General features: G+C 42.3%; 16 protein-coding genes and 2 pseudogenes. 12 read left to right on the forward strand and 6 right to left on the reverse strand.

Going from position 1 to position 13,615, the window contains the following annotated elements; genetic code table 11:
• The first annotated feature begins 84 nt into the window (after nt 1–84).
• The 3 genes from ACNFN4_RS04775 to ACNFN4_RS04785 are packed head-to-tail and all read left to right on the forward strand — an operon-like array spanning nt 85 to nt 2,006.
• On the forward strand, nt 85–879 hold the full coding sequence (locus tag ACNFN4_RS04775; RefSeq protein WP_015417677.1) for a thymidylate synthase: 795 nt from the start codon (nt 85–87) through the stop codon (nt 877–879).
• Nucleotides 876–1,361, forward strand: a complete 486-nt coding sequence (locus ACNFN4_RS04780) for a dihydrofolate reductase (protein ID WP_007409527.1) — start codon at nt 876–878, stop codon at nt 1,359–1,361. The genes ACNFN4_RS04775 and ACNFN4_RS04780 overlap by 4 nt, the downstream gene beginning before the upstream one ends.
• 21 nt (nt 1,362–1,382) lie before the next feature.
• Nucleotides 1,383–2,006: a lysophospholipid acyltransferase family protein gene (locus tag ACNFN4_RS04785; protein ID WP_020955962.1), complete on the forward strand. Its 624-nt coding sequence runs from the start codon at nt 1,383–1,385 to the stop codon at nt 2,004–2,006.
• A gap of 39 nt (nt 2,007–2,045) precedes the next feature.
• Here the strand turns inward: ACNFN4_RS04785 and trhA are convergent, their stop codons facing one another.
• Entirely contained in the window at nt 2,046–2,684 is a 639-nt protein-coding gene (gene trhA, locus ACNFN4_RS04790; protein WP_007409529.1) for a PAQR family membrane homeostasis protein TrhA, read from the reverse strand.
• 16 nt (nt 2,685–2,700) lie between these two features.
• A complete protein-coding gene (locus ACNFN4_RS04795) occupies nt 2,701–3,693 on the reverse strand; it encodes a sigma-54-dependent transcriptional regulator (protein WP_020955961.1) in 993 nt (330 codons plus the stop codon).
• 184 nt (nt 3,694–3,877) lie between these two features.
• Between ACNFN4_RS04795 and ilvA the strand changes: the two genes are divergently transcribed.
• The 5 genes from ilvA to ACNFN4_RS04820 all read left to right on the forward strand — a co-directional run bounded on the left by ilvA (nt 3,878) and on the right by ACNFN4_RS04820 (nt 7,577).
• On the forward strand, nt 3,878–5,146 hold the full coding sequence (gene ilvA / locus ACNFN4_RS04800; RefSeq protein ID WP_014418155.1) for a threonine ammonia-lyase IlvA: 1,269 nt from the start codon (nt 3,878–3,880) through the stop codon (nt 5,144–5,146).
• Between the two features lie 92 nt (nt 5,147–5,238).
• A complete protein-coding gene (locus ACNFN4_RS04805; RefSeq protein ID WP_007409532.1) occupies nt 5,239–5,490 on the forward strand; it encodes a DUF2535 family protein in 252 nt (83 codons plus the stop codon).
• Nucleotides 5,491–5,589: 99 nt separating this feature from the next.
• Complete coding sequence (locus ACNFN4_RS04810) at nt 5,590–6,171, forward strand: SCO family protein (protein ID WP_032870010.1); 582 nt, start codon at nt 5,590–5,592, stop codon at nt 6,169–6,171.
• 77 nt (nt 6,172–6,248) lie between these two features.
• Nucleotides 6,249–7,004 carry an SGNH/GDSL hydrolase family protein gene (locus tag ACNFN4_RS04815; RefSeq protein WP_182071770.1) on the forward strand — a complete coding sequence of 252 codons (756 nt, stop codon included), beginning with the start codon at nt 6,249–6,251 and terminating at the stop codon, nt 7,002–7,004.
• 9 nt (nt 7,005–7,013) lie between these two features.
• A complete protein-coding gene (locus ACNFN4_RS04820) occupies nt 7,014–7,577 on the forward strand; it encodes a YpmS family protein (RefSeq protein ID WP_007409535.1) in 564 nt (187 codons plus the stop codon).
• Between the two features lie 50 nt (nt 7,578–7,627).
• On the opposite strand, the gene ACNFN4_RS04825 is transcribed toward ACNFN4_RS04820, so the two are convergent.
• On the reverse strand, nt 7,628–8,053 hold the full coding sequence (locus ACNFN4_RS04825) for a MarR family transcriptional regulator (protein ID WP_003153639.1): 426 nt from the start codon (nt 8,051–8,053) through the stop codon (nt 7,628–7,630).
• A gap of 128 nt (nt 8,054–8,181) precedes the next feature.
• Here ACNFN4_RS04825 and msrA point away from each other — a divergent pair, with 128 nt between their 5' ends.
• Together msrA and msrB are read left to right on the forward strand one after the other, a co-directional pair.
• Entirely contained in the window at nt 8,182–8,715 is a 534-nt protein-coding gene (gene msrA / locus ACNFN4_RS04830; RefSeq protein WP_003153641.1) for a peptide-methionine (S)-S-oxide reductase MsrA, read from the forward strand.
• Between the two features lies 1 nt (nt 8,716).
• On the forward strand, nt 8,717–9,151 hold the full coding sequence (msrB, locus tag ACNFN4_RS04835; protein ID WP_007409536.1) for a peptide-methionine (R)-S-oxide reductase MsrB: 435 nt from the start codon (nt 8,717–8,719) through the stop codon (nt 9,149–9,151).
• Nucleotides 9,152–9,191: 40 nt separating this feature from the next.
• Here msrB and ACNFN4_RS04840 read toward each other — a convergent pair.
• Both ACNFN4_RS04840 and ACNFN4_RS04845 read right to left on the reverse strand, forming a co-directional pair.
• Nucleotides 9,192–9,812 (reverse strand): annotated as a pseudogene (locus ACNFN4_RS04840) (polysaccharide biosynthesis protein); the annotation flags it as partial.
• A pseudogene (locus ACNFN4_RS04845) lies at nt 9,788–11,472 on the reverse strand (recombinase family protein). The pseudogenes ACNFN4_RS04845 and ACNFN4_RS04840, both read right to left, overlap by 25 nt.
• A gap of 798 nt (nt 11,473–12,270) precedes the next feature.
• Between ACNFN4_RS04845 and ACNFN4_RS04850 the strand changes: the two are divergent.
• Nucleotides 12,271–12,834 (forward strand): hypothetical protein, encoded by a 564-nt coding sequence (locus ACNFN4_RS04850; RefSeq protein WP_021493968.1) that lies wholly within the window; start codon nt 12,271–12,273, stop codon nt 12,832–12,834.
• A 23-nt stretch (nt 12,835–12,857) separates the two neighbouring features.
• On the forward strand, nt 12,858–13,178 hold the full coding sequence (locus ACNFN4_RS04855) for a hypothetical protein (RefSeq protein ID WP_029974911.1): 321 nt from the start codon (nt 12,858–12,860) through the stop codon (nt 13,176–13,178).
• A 134-nt stretch (nt 13,179–13,312) separates the two neighbouring features.
• Here the strand turns inward: ACNFN4_RS04855 and ACNFN4_RS04860 are convergent.
• A partial coding sequence (locus tag ACNFN4_RS04860; RefSeq protein WP_448200021.1) for an excalibur calcium-binding domain-containing protein occupies nt 13,313–13,615 on the reverse strand: 303 nt, incomplete at its 5' end.

Here is a 13,615-nt window from a genome sequence, read left to right on the forward strand (position 1 = left end):
AAAAAATCATTTCTGAGAAATTTTGCAGAAATGATTTTTTATTGTGTTACACTACTAAAAGACTACTTTAAAAGGATGAAAAAAATGAAACAATATAAAGATTTGTGCCGTCATGTGTTAGAAAACGGAGAAAAAAAAGGAGACCGTACGGGAACGGGTACGATCAGCACGTTCGGCTACCAAATGCGGTTTAACCTTCAGGAAGGTTTCCCGATGCTTACGACGAAAAAGCTCCATTTTAAATCCATCGCGCATGAGCTGCTTTGGTTTTTAAAAGGAGATACGAATGTCCGCTACCTTCAGGATAACGGAGTCCGCATCTGGAACGAATGGGCGGATGAAAACGGAGAGCTCGGACCGGTTTACGGTTCTCAATGGCGTTCATGGCGCGGAGCGGACGGCGAGACCATCGATCAAATCTCCCGGCTGATTCATGACATCAAGACAAACCCGAATTCCAGACGTTTAATCGTCAGCGCCTGGAATGTCGGCGAAATTGATCATATGGCGCTTCCGCCTTGCCACTGCCTGTTTCAGTTTTATGTCGCGGACGGAAAACTGTCGTGTCAGCTTTATCAGCGCTCAGCGGATGTCTTTCTCGGCGTGCCGTTTAATATTGCGTCTTATGCGCTTTTAACAATGATGATCGCGCATGTGACGGGGCTTGAACCGGGTGAGTTTGTTCATACATTCGGAGACGTCCACATTTACCAAAACCATGTGGAGCAGGTGAATTTGCAGCTGACAAGGGATGTCCGTCCGCTGCCGAAACTGCGGTTTGCGCGAAATGTTGATTCTATTTTTGATTTTACGTTTGAAGACTTTATCATTGAGGATTATGACCCGCATCCGCACATAAAAGGAGCTGTCAGCGTATGATTTCGTTTATTTTTGCGATGGATGAAAACCGGCTGATCGGAAAAGATAACGATCTGCCTTGGCACCTTCCCGATGATCTCGCATATTTCAAAAAAGTGACGACGGGCCACACCATTGTAATGGGGCGGAAAACGTTTGAATCAATCGGACGCCCGCTTCCGAACCGGCGTAACATCGTTGTAACCTCACGGGACGAATCTTTATTCCCGGGCTGTATTACCGCCGACTCGGCTGAGGAAGTGCTCAAGCTGATCCCGGCAGATGAAGAATGCTTTGTGATCGGCGGCGCCCAGCTGTACAGTGCGCTCTTTCCTTATGCGGACAGACTCTACATGACAAAAATTCACCATGTCTTTGAAGGAGACCGTTTTTTTCCGGAATTTAATGAAGCTGAATGGGAATTGACATCCCGCAAACAGGGAGTAAAAGATGAAAAAAACCCTTACGATTATGAGTACCTTGTATACGAGAAAAAGAATTGAGTTTAAGCAGGGGGACAAGAATTGATTCGTTACGGCTGCCTTGTGATGTACGTTGTATTTATGTTCATGAAAAATATTCAGGAATATATCAATCAAAAAGAGCTTGACCCGCGGCTTTCTTTTCAAAAACAGATGAGGCTGGTGTATGAGCGGCCGAAAGCCTTTATGAGAGGCTGCATTGACGTGTCGGGATCGGCAATCGGCATTCATCATGATCAGCCGATACCGGACGGCCCCGTATTGTATGTGCATCCCAGATTGCGCCCGGCTGATCTTCTGCTGCTTGCGGGACATCTTGAAGAGCCGGCTGGTTTTATCGCTGGCGAGAAAGCTTTCCGGATGCCGTTTCTCGGAAATTGGCTGCGTCTGATGGGTGTCATTTGTGGCGGAGACAGCCGGGATGCAGTGCTTCATGAGGCGGAAGTCCGTCTGCAAAAAGGGCAAAGTCTGATTCTGTCCGAAGACGGCAAAATCAATCCGGAGGAACTGGCCCTTCGTTTCGACCTCCCGATTGTGCCTGTCAGCACTTCGGGAACAGACCGCTTGCTGCGGGGCAGATTACTGAAACGGCTGAAACCGGCTGACATTGAATTACATATAAAGCCCGCTTATTATCCGGCCGGTCAGAAACGGCTCCGTGCATAAAAAAAGCACAGTCTCTATAGAGAGGCTGTGCTTTTTATTTCAGATAAAGGGGACTTTGACGCAATAAAATAAAATACAGAAAAACATCGAGGCGCTGCCGCCTAAAACAAAACTGTGCCAAATGGCGTGATGATACGGAACCTTTCTCCAAATATAAAATATTGTGCCGGCGGAATACAATAAGCCGCCGAAAAGAAGAAGGCCGAAACCGGGACCTGACAGCGAAGCGTACAGCGGTTTAATGGCGACGATGATCAGCCAGCCCATCATTAAATAGACAAGCGTTGAAAAAATGATAAACCGCTTCACGAAAAAGATTTTAAACACGATGCCTCCGATGGCAAGCGACCAAACAATAATTAAAAGGGTCAGACCGAGCGCCCCTTTAAGGGGTCCTAATAAAAATGGCGTATATGTTCCGGCTATTAATACGTATATCGCGGAATGATCCACAATCTCAAGAATGTCTTTCGTTTTTTTATGCTGAATGCTGTGCAAAAGAGTCGAGCTGAGATACAGCAGCAGCATTGAAGCGCCGAAGATTGAAAAGCTGACGATGTCTGTCGGCGAGCCGTATTTCACCGCGAAGATAATGAGAAAAATAAGCGCCGGAATCGACAGCAATACACCGATTCCGTGTGTGACGGCATTTGCGATTTCTTCTTTTATTGTGAACAATCAAATGTCCTCCTTTTTAAAGGATTTGTTTTTGCAGTGACTGCAAAAAGCTCAACCCTTCTAATGTAATTTTTGTTCCAGCGCGTCCTCGGCCTTTTGTCACATAGTTCATCTTTTCTAAGTAATCAAGCCTGTTTCTGACCTGCTGGGGCGATAATGTCATTGTGCTGTTTTCGCTTAATTCGGATATGCTCCGTCTGCTGGCGGGTTCGCCTTTTGTATTTAAGTCTTTAATTGATTCCAAAATAAACAAAAACTCTTCTTTCTCCATCAATGTCAGCCGTTTTTCTTTTTTCTTAGCTGTTTTCGCTTTCTGGCTGTTTTTGATATACAGCGGGACATCATCGGGATAAATCGTGTTGCCGGATGCTGCCGCGGCCATATAGTACGCCGCATTTTGAAGTTCTCTGATGTTGCCGTTAAAGGTGTGCCGCTCAAACAGCGGATAAACGGACGGATCGATATGAACATGCTGCCCCGAGGCTGTCAGCATATGCTGCAGAAGAAGCGGTATATCGCTTTTTCGTTCAGATAAAGCAGGGAGCGGAAGGCATAACACGTGAAGCCTGTAAAATAAATCTTGGCTGAACGTATTTTCTGCGCCGGTATCACCAAGATCCGCCGTGCTGCTTGCAATGATGCGGGCGGAAAGCCCGGCATCCAGCTCGGAAAGAAGGCGGGCCTGTACCGAGAGCGGCATGTCTCCGATTTCATATAAGAATAATGTTCCGCGGCGGGCCCTGTTTAATGCGCCTTCAGCGCCGAACAGTTCATATTCGAGCCGCTCTTCGCTTTGGCTACAGTGAACGGTAATAAATAGTTCGCTGTTTCTGCGGGATTTATGGTGGATCGCTCTGGCCATTTGTTTTTTTCCGGTTCCGACTTCACCCGTTATGAAGACTGGCAAATCAGATAAAGCAAATTGCGAGGCCAATCGTTTCGCTTCTGAAAAGGTGTGATGTTCGCCGGCTAGCTGATAAAAAGGATCAGTTTGTTCAATTACACTCATGAATTGGCTCCTTTTGGTTCTAATTGGTTTAAGTATAACACGTTTGTGCGATCGAAAATATCTTTTTCTCTTGTATCGGTTCATTTAATTTTATTTACAAAATTAAAATAATTGTCTTATTATTTGAATATTCATGTTATAATGGCATATTAAATAGGGATTTAAATAAGAAAGGACTCTGTAAATGAAACCGTTGCTTAAAGAAGACTCTCTCATCCAGGTAAAAGACATTTTAAAAGCGCACCAAAATGTAAAGGACGTTGTGATACATACGCCTTTGCAGAGGAATGACAGACTTTCTGAGAGGTATGGCTGCAACATCTATTTGAAAAGGGAAGACCTGCAGGTGGTCAGATCATTTAAGCTCAGAGGGGCTTATAATAAAATGAGGCAGCTCTCAAAAGAGCAGACTGAAAACGGAATTGTATGCGCAAGTGCGGGAAACCATGCGCAGGGGGTTGCGTTTTCATGCAAACACCTCGGCATTCACGGCAAGATTTTTATGCCGTCAACCACACCGAGACAGAAAGTATCCCAAGTGGAACTGTTCGGAAAAGAATTTGTAGAAATCATATTGACGGGTGACACTTTCGATGATGCGTATAAGAGTTCTGCGGAATGCTGTGAAAAAGAAAACCGCACGTTTATTCATCCGTTTGACGATCCCGATGTCATGGCCGGACAGGGAACGGCTGCCATCGAAATTTTAAATGACATTGACGTTGAACCGCATTTTCTTTTTGCAAGCGTAGGGGGAGGAGGACTCCTGTCCGGGCTCGGCACGTACATGAAAAACATATCGCCGGATACAAAAATCATAGCGGTAGAGCCGAAGGGCGCAGCCTCCTATTTTGAATCGAAAAAAGCCGGACAAGTGGTTGAACTTGAGAAAATTGATAAATTTGTCGATGGGGCGGCCGTAAAAAAAATCGGCGCCGAAACCTTTCAAACGCTCGAAACCGTCGTCGATGACGTTGTGCTTGTCCCGGAAGGAAAAGTGTGCAGCACGATTCTCGAATTATATAATCAATGCGCCATCGTAGCGGAGCCGGCGGGGGCATTGTCCGTGTCAGCCCTTGATCTGTACAAGGAAGAGATTAAAGGGAAAAACGTCATCTGCGTGGTCAGCGGAGGGAATAACGACATCGGCAGAATGCAGGAGATGAAGGAACGCTCCATGATTTATGAGGGGCTGCAGCATTATTTTATCGTTAATTTCCCGCAAAGGGCGGGAGCGCTTCGCGAATACCTAGATGAAGTGCTTGGGCCTGATGATGACATCACCCGGTTTGAATACACGAAAAAAAATAACAAAAGCAGCGGCCCCGCATTGGTCGGCATTGAGCTCAAGCATCGGGAAGATTACGGCGCGCTCATTGCCCGGATGAATCAAAAAGGATTTCATTACGTAGAGGTGAATAAAGATCAGGATCTGTTCCACCTGTTAATCTGACTTTTTTTAGAACGGCCGCGCAAAATGACAGACACGCTTTCTCAGATTGTATATAATAAAAAGAAAACAATCGAAAAAGAAGGATTGATATCTTGTTACTCAAAAGCCTAGAGTTCAAACGACAGGACGGGATTCAGGTAAAAGTGACAGAAATACCGGTTGTCACGGAAGGTGAACATTATTTTTTTCAAATTCATCAGCACCTTGAGCTTTATTTGAGAGAGGTTTTTGCTTCACAAAGTGTGAGAACAGTGTATTCATTCCGACAATATGTCAAGCGCCGTATGAAGTGGAAAGATTACGAGGCCGTTTTCAACCAAGAGATTTTAAAACATAACGCATAACGGTGCATATTCCTTAGCGCCTTCCTTTTGATAAGGGAGGGTGCGGGAATTTTTTTATGATGAATGCTGTAAGCGTTTTATCCATGGGGGGGAATGGAAATGAAAAAAATGAAAATCTTCGCTGCCGTCTTTTGTTTGCTGCTCTTGTGCGCCTGCGGGGGGAAAACGATAAAAGACCCGCTGAACTATCAGATTGAACCGTTTTCATATCAAAACCAAGATGGAAAAACAGTGTCACTGAAAAGCCTGAAGGGGCATGTCTGGATTGCCGACTTTATGTTTACAAATTGTAATACGGTCTGTCCGCCGATGACGGCCCACATGACCGAACTGCAAAAAAAACTGAAGGCTGAGAATCTGGACGTGCGGATTGTGTCGTTCAGTGTAGATCCTGAAAAGGATACGCCGAAACAGCTGAAAGCATTTGCTGCCAAATACCCGCTCTCACTTCGCAACTGGGATTTTCTAACCGGTTACAGCCAAAAGGACATTGAAGATTTTGCGCTGAACAGCTTTAAAGCAATCGTCAAAAAGCCTGAGGGAGAGGACCAGGTCATACATCAAACCTCTTTTTATTTAGTCGGACCTGATGGCAAGGTGCTTAAAGATTATGACGGCGTGCAGAAGGTTCCGTATGATGACATCCTCTCAGATGTCAGAGCGGCTGAGGAGCTCAAGTAAACTGGCAGATTAGACATTTTCAAATCTGAAAAAACATGTTACACTTTCCACTAGTAGACGGGGAAGGAGCAACCAGATTGAAGCTGCGAATGTTCTCATTGATCGCCGGACTGGCTTTGCTTTTATCAGCATGTTCTGTCCAGCGCACCGGTTCTGACACTGAAGAACCGAAAACGAAAGATCATATTGTCATAGCTGCGGTCGGTGATTCATTGACTGAAGGAGTAGGAGATCCTGACGGTTCAGGATACGTCGGCAGGGCAGCGGAGTCTCTTAAGAAAAAGGGACATGTGAAAACGGTTGATATTAAAAATTATGCGGTGCAGGGTGACAAAACGTCTGACCTGCTGGAAAAGCTTGATAATAAAAAAGTTCAGAAATCATTAAAGAGCGCCGACTATATCTTTTTTACCATCGGCGGTAATGAATTAATGAAGGTGCTCCGCCAGAATATGATGCAGCTGACGGTTCAGCCGTTCCAAAAGGAAGAGAAACCTTTTGAAAAACGATTCAAGGCGATCGTTTCAAAAATCCGCAAATATAATGAAAACGCAGAGCTGGTGTATGTCAGCATGTATAATCCATTCACGTTTACGCTGCCTGAATTAAAAGAAATTAATGGGGTTGTAACGGATTGGAACAAGATCGCCGCAAAAGAGCTGGAAAAAGATCCTCACGCCGCCGCGGTGAATGTTGAAGACTTGTTCAGTCAAAAAAGCGGCAGCAGACGGATTTCAAAGGATGATGATTTTCATCCGAACGCAAAAGGGTATGCACTTATCGCCGATCGATTGTACGGCATCATTGAAAAACAAGGGTTACCAGCAGAATAGGGTGAAATGATGAAAAAGTGGAAATCGCTGTTTTTTGTTCTTCTCGCACTCAATGTGATTGCCGCCGCGGTAATTGTGACATTATTGGTTATGCCGGGAGAGCAGGCGAAAATACAAGATCAGACAAAAAGTGAGTACGGCTTTCATATCACGAGCTCGAAAGAATCTCTTGCCAGGTTTGTGAATGCGTACTTAAAAGAGAAGGCATCGAATCAGCTTGACTACAAAGTGGACATCAATAACGATGTGCACGTGGCAGGTAAAATCAAAGCATTCTCAACCTCCATTAACGCGGTCGTCACATTTGAACCGTCCGTACAGGAGAACGGAGATGTGATGTTGAAAGTGACGAAGTTTTCATTAGGCGAATTAAGCCTGCCGATCAGCTTTGTGCTGAATTATATGGACAGCTTTTATGAACTCCCGTCATTTGTGCACGTTCATTCCGGGGATAAAAGCATCGAGATCCGTCTGTCGGAAATGCCTTTAGACAACGGCATGTATGTAAAAGCGGATAAAATCAATCTCGACACGGATGAAATTGAATTTTCCTATTATCATCCGAAACAATAAGTTTTCATAAAAAAAACACAGATCCTTTCAGGGATTTGTGTTTTTTCGTGTCAGCGTTTTTTGTCCAGCTTGCTGAACAGTTTGATTAACGTTGCAAGCTCTTCATCAGAGTAGCAGTCAAACCGTTTAAAAAAGTATTCTGTTTTTTTCTGGTTGAAATGATCGACAATTTTCTCCCCGGCTTCCGTAATATGGATTCTGATAATTCGCCTGTCCTCTTTAGAACGGATGCGGGTGATCCATTCCTTTTCTACTAAAGCGTCGGTCACTGCGGTAATATGGCTTGCGGAGACCTCAAGAATGGGGGCGAATTCCGTTACTTTTTTAGGCCCTTGTTCACTGAGAATCCGCAAAATGGTGAATTCGTTCCTGGACAGCTCTTTATCTAGAATTTCATTAACTTCATTTCTGATTTGTTTAAACACTTTTCGAAGCAAAGCTTCCATATCATACATCATTTGTGTCCTTACTTTCAAATCATGAACCTCCAATATGTAGTCAGCGTGGCATTCGTTCAGCTTCCCCTGAAAGCAGAATTATTTTTATTCTGTTTATACATGCTATAATATAATAATACCACGTATGAACAAAGGAGGGCACCCGTATGTCAGAAAAAAAAGAAATCGCCACATTTGCAGGCGGCTGTTTTTGGTGCATGGTGAAGCCGTTTGACGAACAGCCCGGGATTGAAAAGGTGGTGTCCGGCTATACAGGAGGTCATACTGAGAATCCGACTTACGAAGAAGTGTGCAGTGAAACGACCGGACACAGAGAAGCCGTTCAAATCACATTTCAACCTGACATTTATCCGTATGAAAAGCTTGTCGAGCTGTTTTGGCAGCAGATCGACCCGACTGATGCAGGCGGCCAGTTTGCAGACCGCGGAAGTTCATATCGGGCGGCGATATATTACCATAATGATGAACAAAAACAAATCGCTGAAGCCTCAAAAAAACAGCTTGAAGAAAGCGGCATATTTAAAAAGCCGATCGTGACAGACATTTTGAAGGCTGAGCCTTTTTATGAAGCGGAAGGCTATCATCAGCACTTTTATAAGAAAAATCCTGATCACTACGGGCGCTACCGTGTAGGTTCCGGACGTCAAGGCTTTCTGGATGAGCATTGGAGGGACAGATAAGATGGCTTTTAATAAAGAAGAAAAAATCAAATCATTAAACCGCATGCAATATGAAGTCACACAAAATAACGGAACGGAGCCGCCGTTTCAAAATGAATTCTGGGATCACAAAGAAGAGGGGCTGTATGTTGATATCGTATCGGGAAAGCCCTTGTTTACTTCTCTGGATAAATTCGATTCTCATTGCGGCTGGCCCAGTTTTACAAAACCGATTGAGGAAGAAGAGGTTGACGAAAAACTGGACACAAGCCACGGGATGATCCGGACGGAAGTGAGAAGCAAAACAGCTGATTCCCACTTAGGCCACGTATTTAATGACGGTCCGGGGCCAAGCGGTCTCCGTTATTGCATTAACTCTGCGGCACTCCGGTTTATTCCGAAAGACAAGCTGAAGGAAGAGGGCTATGAAGCCTGTCTGCATTTATTTGAAAAATAAAGCTCAGCAATGAGGCCTGCCTATCAGACAGGCCTTTTTTCTATGTTTTTTTTTCTTCATGTAATTGTTCAATAATCTTTACGATTGTGTCTTTTGTGATGAGCGGCGCCTGATCGGATTGATATCTGGGGAGATTGACCTTCTGAAATTCCGGATGTTTGGCGGGATCCGGCAATATCGCGTAAAGATTGCCCCATTCATATAAAGATTCCGTCTCATGAGGAGAGGTCAGTTCTTCATGAAGCTTCTCACCGGGGCGTTTTCCCACTTCAACAGCGGCGGGGCGCGGCAGTCCGTGCCGGAACGCATATTCTTCAAACCCGTGAAGCAGTTCTTCAAGCCTCAGGGACTCCATTTTAAAAATAAACGTTTCTCCGCCCTTTGTGATCGCCGCAGATTGCAGGGTGAGCGTTGCGGCGTCATCAATCGACATAAAAAACCTCGTCATGTTTTTATCCGTAATGGTGAGCGGACCGCCTGCCATCAACTGCTCAAATAAAATAGGAATAACGGAACCGCGTGAACCGAGCACATTGCCGAAGCGGACCGAACAAAATACCGTACCGCGGTTTTGAACATGATGATTCGCCTGATGAAACAGCTTTTCGGACAACAGCTTCGTAGCTCCCATTGTGTTTACCGGGGAAACGGCTTTATCGGTTTTTTAAGATATTTACTGCATTTTGAGGGACTATCAGTGACGGTGAGGTCGAAGACGAAAAATTAAACCTCAGGATAGGGGTGATTTCAAACTGAGCCGGATTTGGCCCTTTTCTTTTTTGTGTCATAGTAACGATAACATCTTTGAAGACCATTCTTAATAGCGCGTTCTTTTTCTCTGTGCTTGTTTCAATGTGATATTGATCAATTATCTTATTTATGTTGTTTCTGACTGTATTACTGTCTATTTCTGATTGCACTTCTTGGGTTCCATTGAGCTCATGCTTGGCAATCTGGAGTTCTTTAAATTCTTCATCTAAAACAGCTTTTCTTTTCAAAAAAAGTTCATCAGTGTATATGCCGCTCTCATATTTCTCAAAGATAAAATTCTCTTTGTTTTTTAACTCTTGTTCTTTTTGTGAAAGATGTTCAGACATTTGCTTTTTTGTTTTCACATTACTATTTACGTCTTCGTATTTAGAAATCATTGAAATGATATGTTTTGTTAAAGTCTTATTATCTAAGTTGCTTAAAGAAGAGAGGTAATCCAAAATGGCATTTTCAACATCGTTATATCTCACATAAGTGCATTTATTCTTTTTGCAAGTGAGTGATTTAACGTGATATACACTTTCCGTGCCGTTTTTGTTTTCTCGCGTTCTCCTAGTTTCGTATTTAGATAATGGTTCACCGCACTTAGAACAAGTGCATACGCCTGCCAATTCACTTAATTCCAATGCATTTTTATTAGGCAGCAGAGGGACTTTGTTTGCAATTTTCTCTTGTGATTGTTGAAATTGTTCTTGATCTATTATAGGGGTATGTGCATCCGATACTACAATTTGTTCCTTTTCAGGTCTAATTGTTCGTTTACCGTCTTTTGTTTTTTCCCTAACCTTATATTTAACAGTTCCGATATACGCTTCGTTTTGCAGAATTGCTTTAATTGTGTATTGATTCCAGCGCTTTTTTCCTGATGGAGTAGGTATTTGTAATTTTGTTAAGTGAGAAGCGATCGCTGTATAACTATAATCTTTTCCATTCAACCCATTTAAAAAGATGTTAAAGATGAATTGAACGACTTTTGCTTTTTCTTCGACTGGGACTAGTTTGGATGTTTTTTTGTTTAACCGGTATCCATAAGGCGCTAGTCCGGAAATCCATTTACCTTGTGCCGCATATGTGTATTTAGCGCCTGTCATACGCTCTCTGGTCATTTCAAATTCTTCTCTGGCCATAAACAATTCAAAACGAATTTGACGCATGTCTGCAGGATTTCGAGGGTCATAAACTTTATATGGTGTAATGATAATCAATCGCTTGCTTTGAAGAAGGTTAACAATTTGTCCCGCATCGCTGTAGCTCCCGCGGCTGAGTCTTGTTATTTCTTTAACAGCAATTGCCTGGTACTTGCCTTCCTCGAGGTCTTTAAGACATTCTTTAAAAACAGGGCGGCCCTCAATGCTTTCTCCTGACCCGATTTCCATTTTTAATTCATAGGGGATTTCAATCGACTTCAGTATTTTATTCATGAGTTCATTTTGTTCTGTTAGCGTATCTTCGCCTGTTCTTTTTTCCCGCTCCATATCCTGACGAGAGCGTCTGAGATAACCCAAAATATTTGTAATGTTGTAAGAATGAACGATGTTTTTTAACTCCAAAAAAACAGCACCTCCTCTTTATTGTATTTACTGTAAAAACAGAAGTATTCATACAATATTCTGTCTGACATTGAATACGAAAATAACGTAATATATTGTAAGGATTGTATTGTTTGAATATTTATTCTAATCGTATTCATTTTTTAATTAAACGCCGTCTGTAATTAACAGGGTTTTTATTTTGTTCATGTAATCCTCATATGGCAGCGCTTATGAGCAACTATAACTTGAACACTAAATAAAATAATGGTTTTATCCATAAACAAAGAACTTAAAACGGTGGGGGAAATATCAAAGGAACTTAATATCCCAGACTGGGGTATTCTGAATCTATTTAAGGCAAAAAAAGTGGACAAGCTTTCTTACTCTGAATTGTCAAAGAGGAGGAGAGCAAAAGACTTTGATCTGCTATACGATCTGATTTCAACAAAAAAATGAGCCTAAAGAAATTGGCCGGAAATATAATTATTCGCCTCCCTATATCCGTCAAGTTTTTAAGGATCAAAGAATTGAGCACTTGGCGTTTAAAAATCAGAATAAGAATTAAAGAAATTAACGGATACGTTAATTCTAAAAACATCTAAGACTGTTTTTGAGAACAGTCTTTTTTGTGTAGTAAAAATATCTTAAATTGTGAATGAATATTTGATCACCGTAGTGATTTCTGAACAGTTTCAAATGTAGGACTGCCTTACCTTTTTTAAACGAATATAATAAAAACAGGAAAAAATATTAGTATTTTATGGTATTGTGGTCAATGTGTTGAACAATAAAATTAGGGATAAAGGAGAGTTCAAATTGAAAAGTCTATTTGCTAAAATTCTTTTGATGTTGCTTGCAGCCGTTATAGCCATCCCTACTGTTGGAGCTTCGGCCTCAGAAGTGCAAAAAGCGAGTGTTTCTAAACAGGACGTGCAATTTACTTATAATCCTACCGAGCTTCAAAAACTAGCTAAAGAATACTCAGTCCCGTCAGTAAAAGAAAAAGGCATTTTAGATGCTGCTGAAGAATTAAAAGGTCTCGAAAATGGTAACTCACAAGATCAAATGAGTACTATGGGAGCTAAAAGCGCCGCAGCTAAAGAAGCGATTAAGGTTATTAGAGGACTAGCGAATAATGCTTGGGCAAAAGACATTTTAGGTACAATGTTTGGAAAGTCCACGGTAAACAAGATTATTAAAAACACAAACAAAATTTGTAAGGTTCTCGAAGATATAACCGGGGCTCCTAAAGAGGTTGCTGCTATGGCAAGAAAACAAATTCCACCAGCTATTAAAGGTGCAGTTGGCGCAGGAGTTGCTGAAACAATTGGCATGGCAGTAGAATATATCATCCTTGCTGCAGATTATCTTGTTCTTTAAATACTAAAATTAAAGGTGATAACATGACTGGAAATCGTTTTGTAGACTGGTGTAACGAAAATAACCTAAATTCTGAAGACGAAACTTTTCTCGTCCAGTTGTCAGGTGCATTTTGTAATTATGAAAATGATAAAGCGAAAGAAATGAATAAACAACTATTCATTAACCGATACGGTGAAGAGCTTGGAATTATCTCCATTAAAGGAGATAATCGATCAGAATATGAAGAAATTATTCGTACTTATGAAAAGAATAATTACAAGCAGAACGAAATTAATATAGATGAACTGCTGCAGGCATTATTTGAGACAGAGATGATGTTATCTTTAAAAGAAAAGTTTTGATAAAATCCTAATTGATGTATCATAGGGGTTTAATCAGCCACTATAGGCCACAGAGTCCCTCACACGCTCTGTGGTTTTTTGTTTAGATGAATGTATTCGAATAAAAAAAGAAGCCTCAGAGGGCTTCAAAATAATTAATTCTTCTCACATGCAAAGTTGTCATTATCCCGATCCATTTTAGATGTATAAGCAGGGTGAGTGCTTGGTACGCCATGCGGATATTTCTTTCTCAGCTCTGTGCAGTTTGCAAAGTGTTCTATTCCTCCGGCAGAAGGGGAGGCTTGTGCAGAGTTAGAAGAGCTGCTTGATGCTGAACTGCTTGAGTTCGATTTATGTGTCTCGGATTGGTGTGTTGCAACTGACTTTTGAGCCGGCTTAGATACACTTACTGATTTCTTCGGTTTCGTTACGCAGCCATTAAATCCTTTATCAGTCGC

This window comes from Bacillus sp. N1(2025) (genome assembly GCF_053470005.1).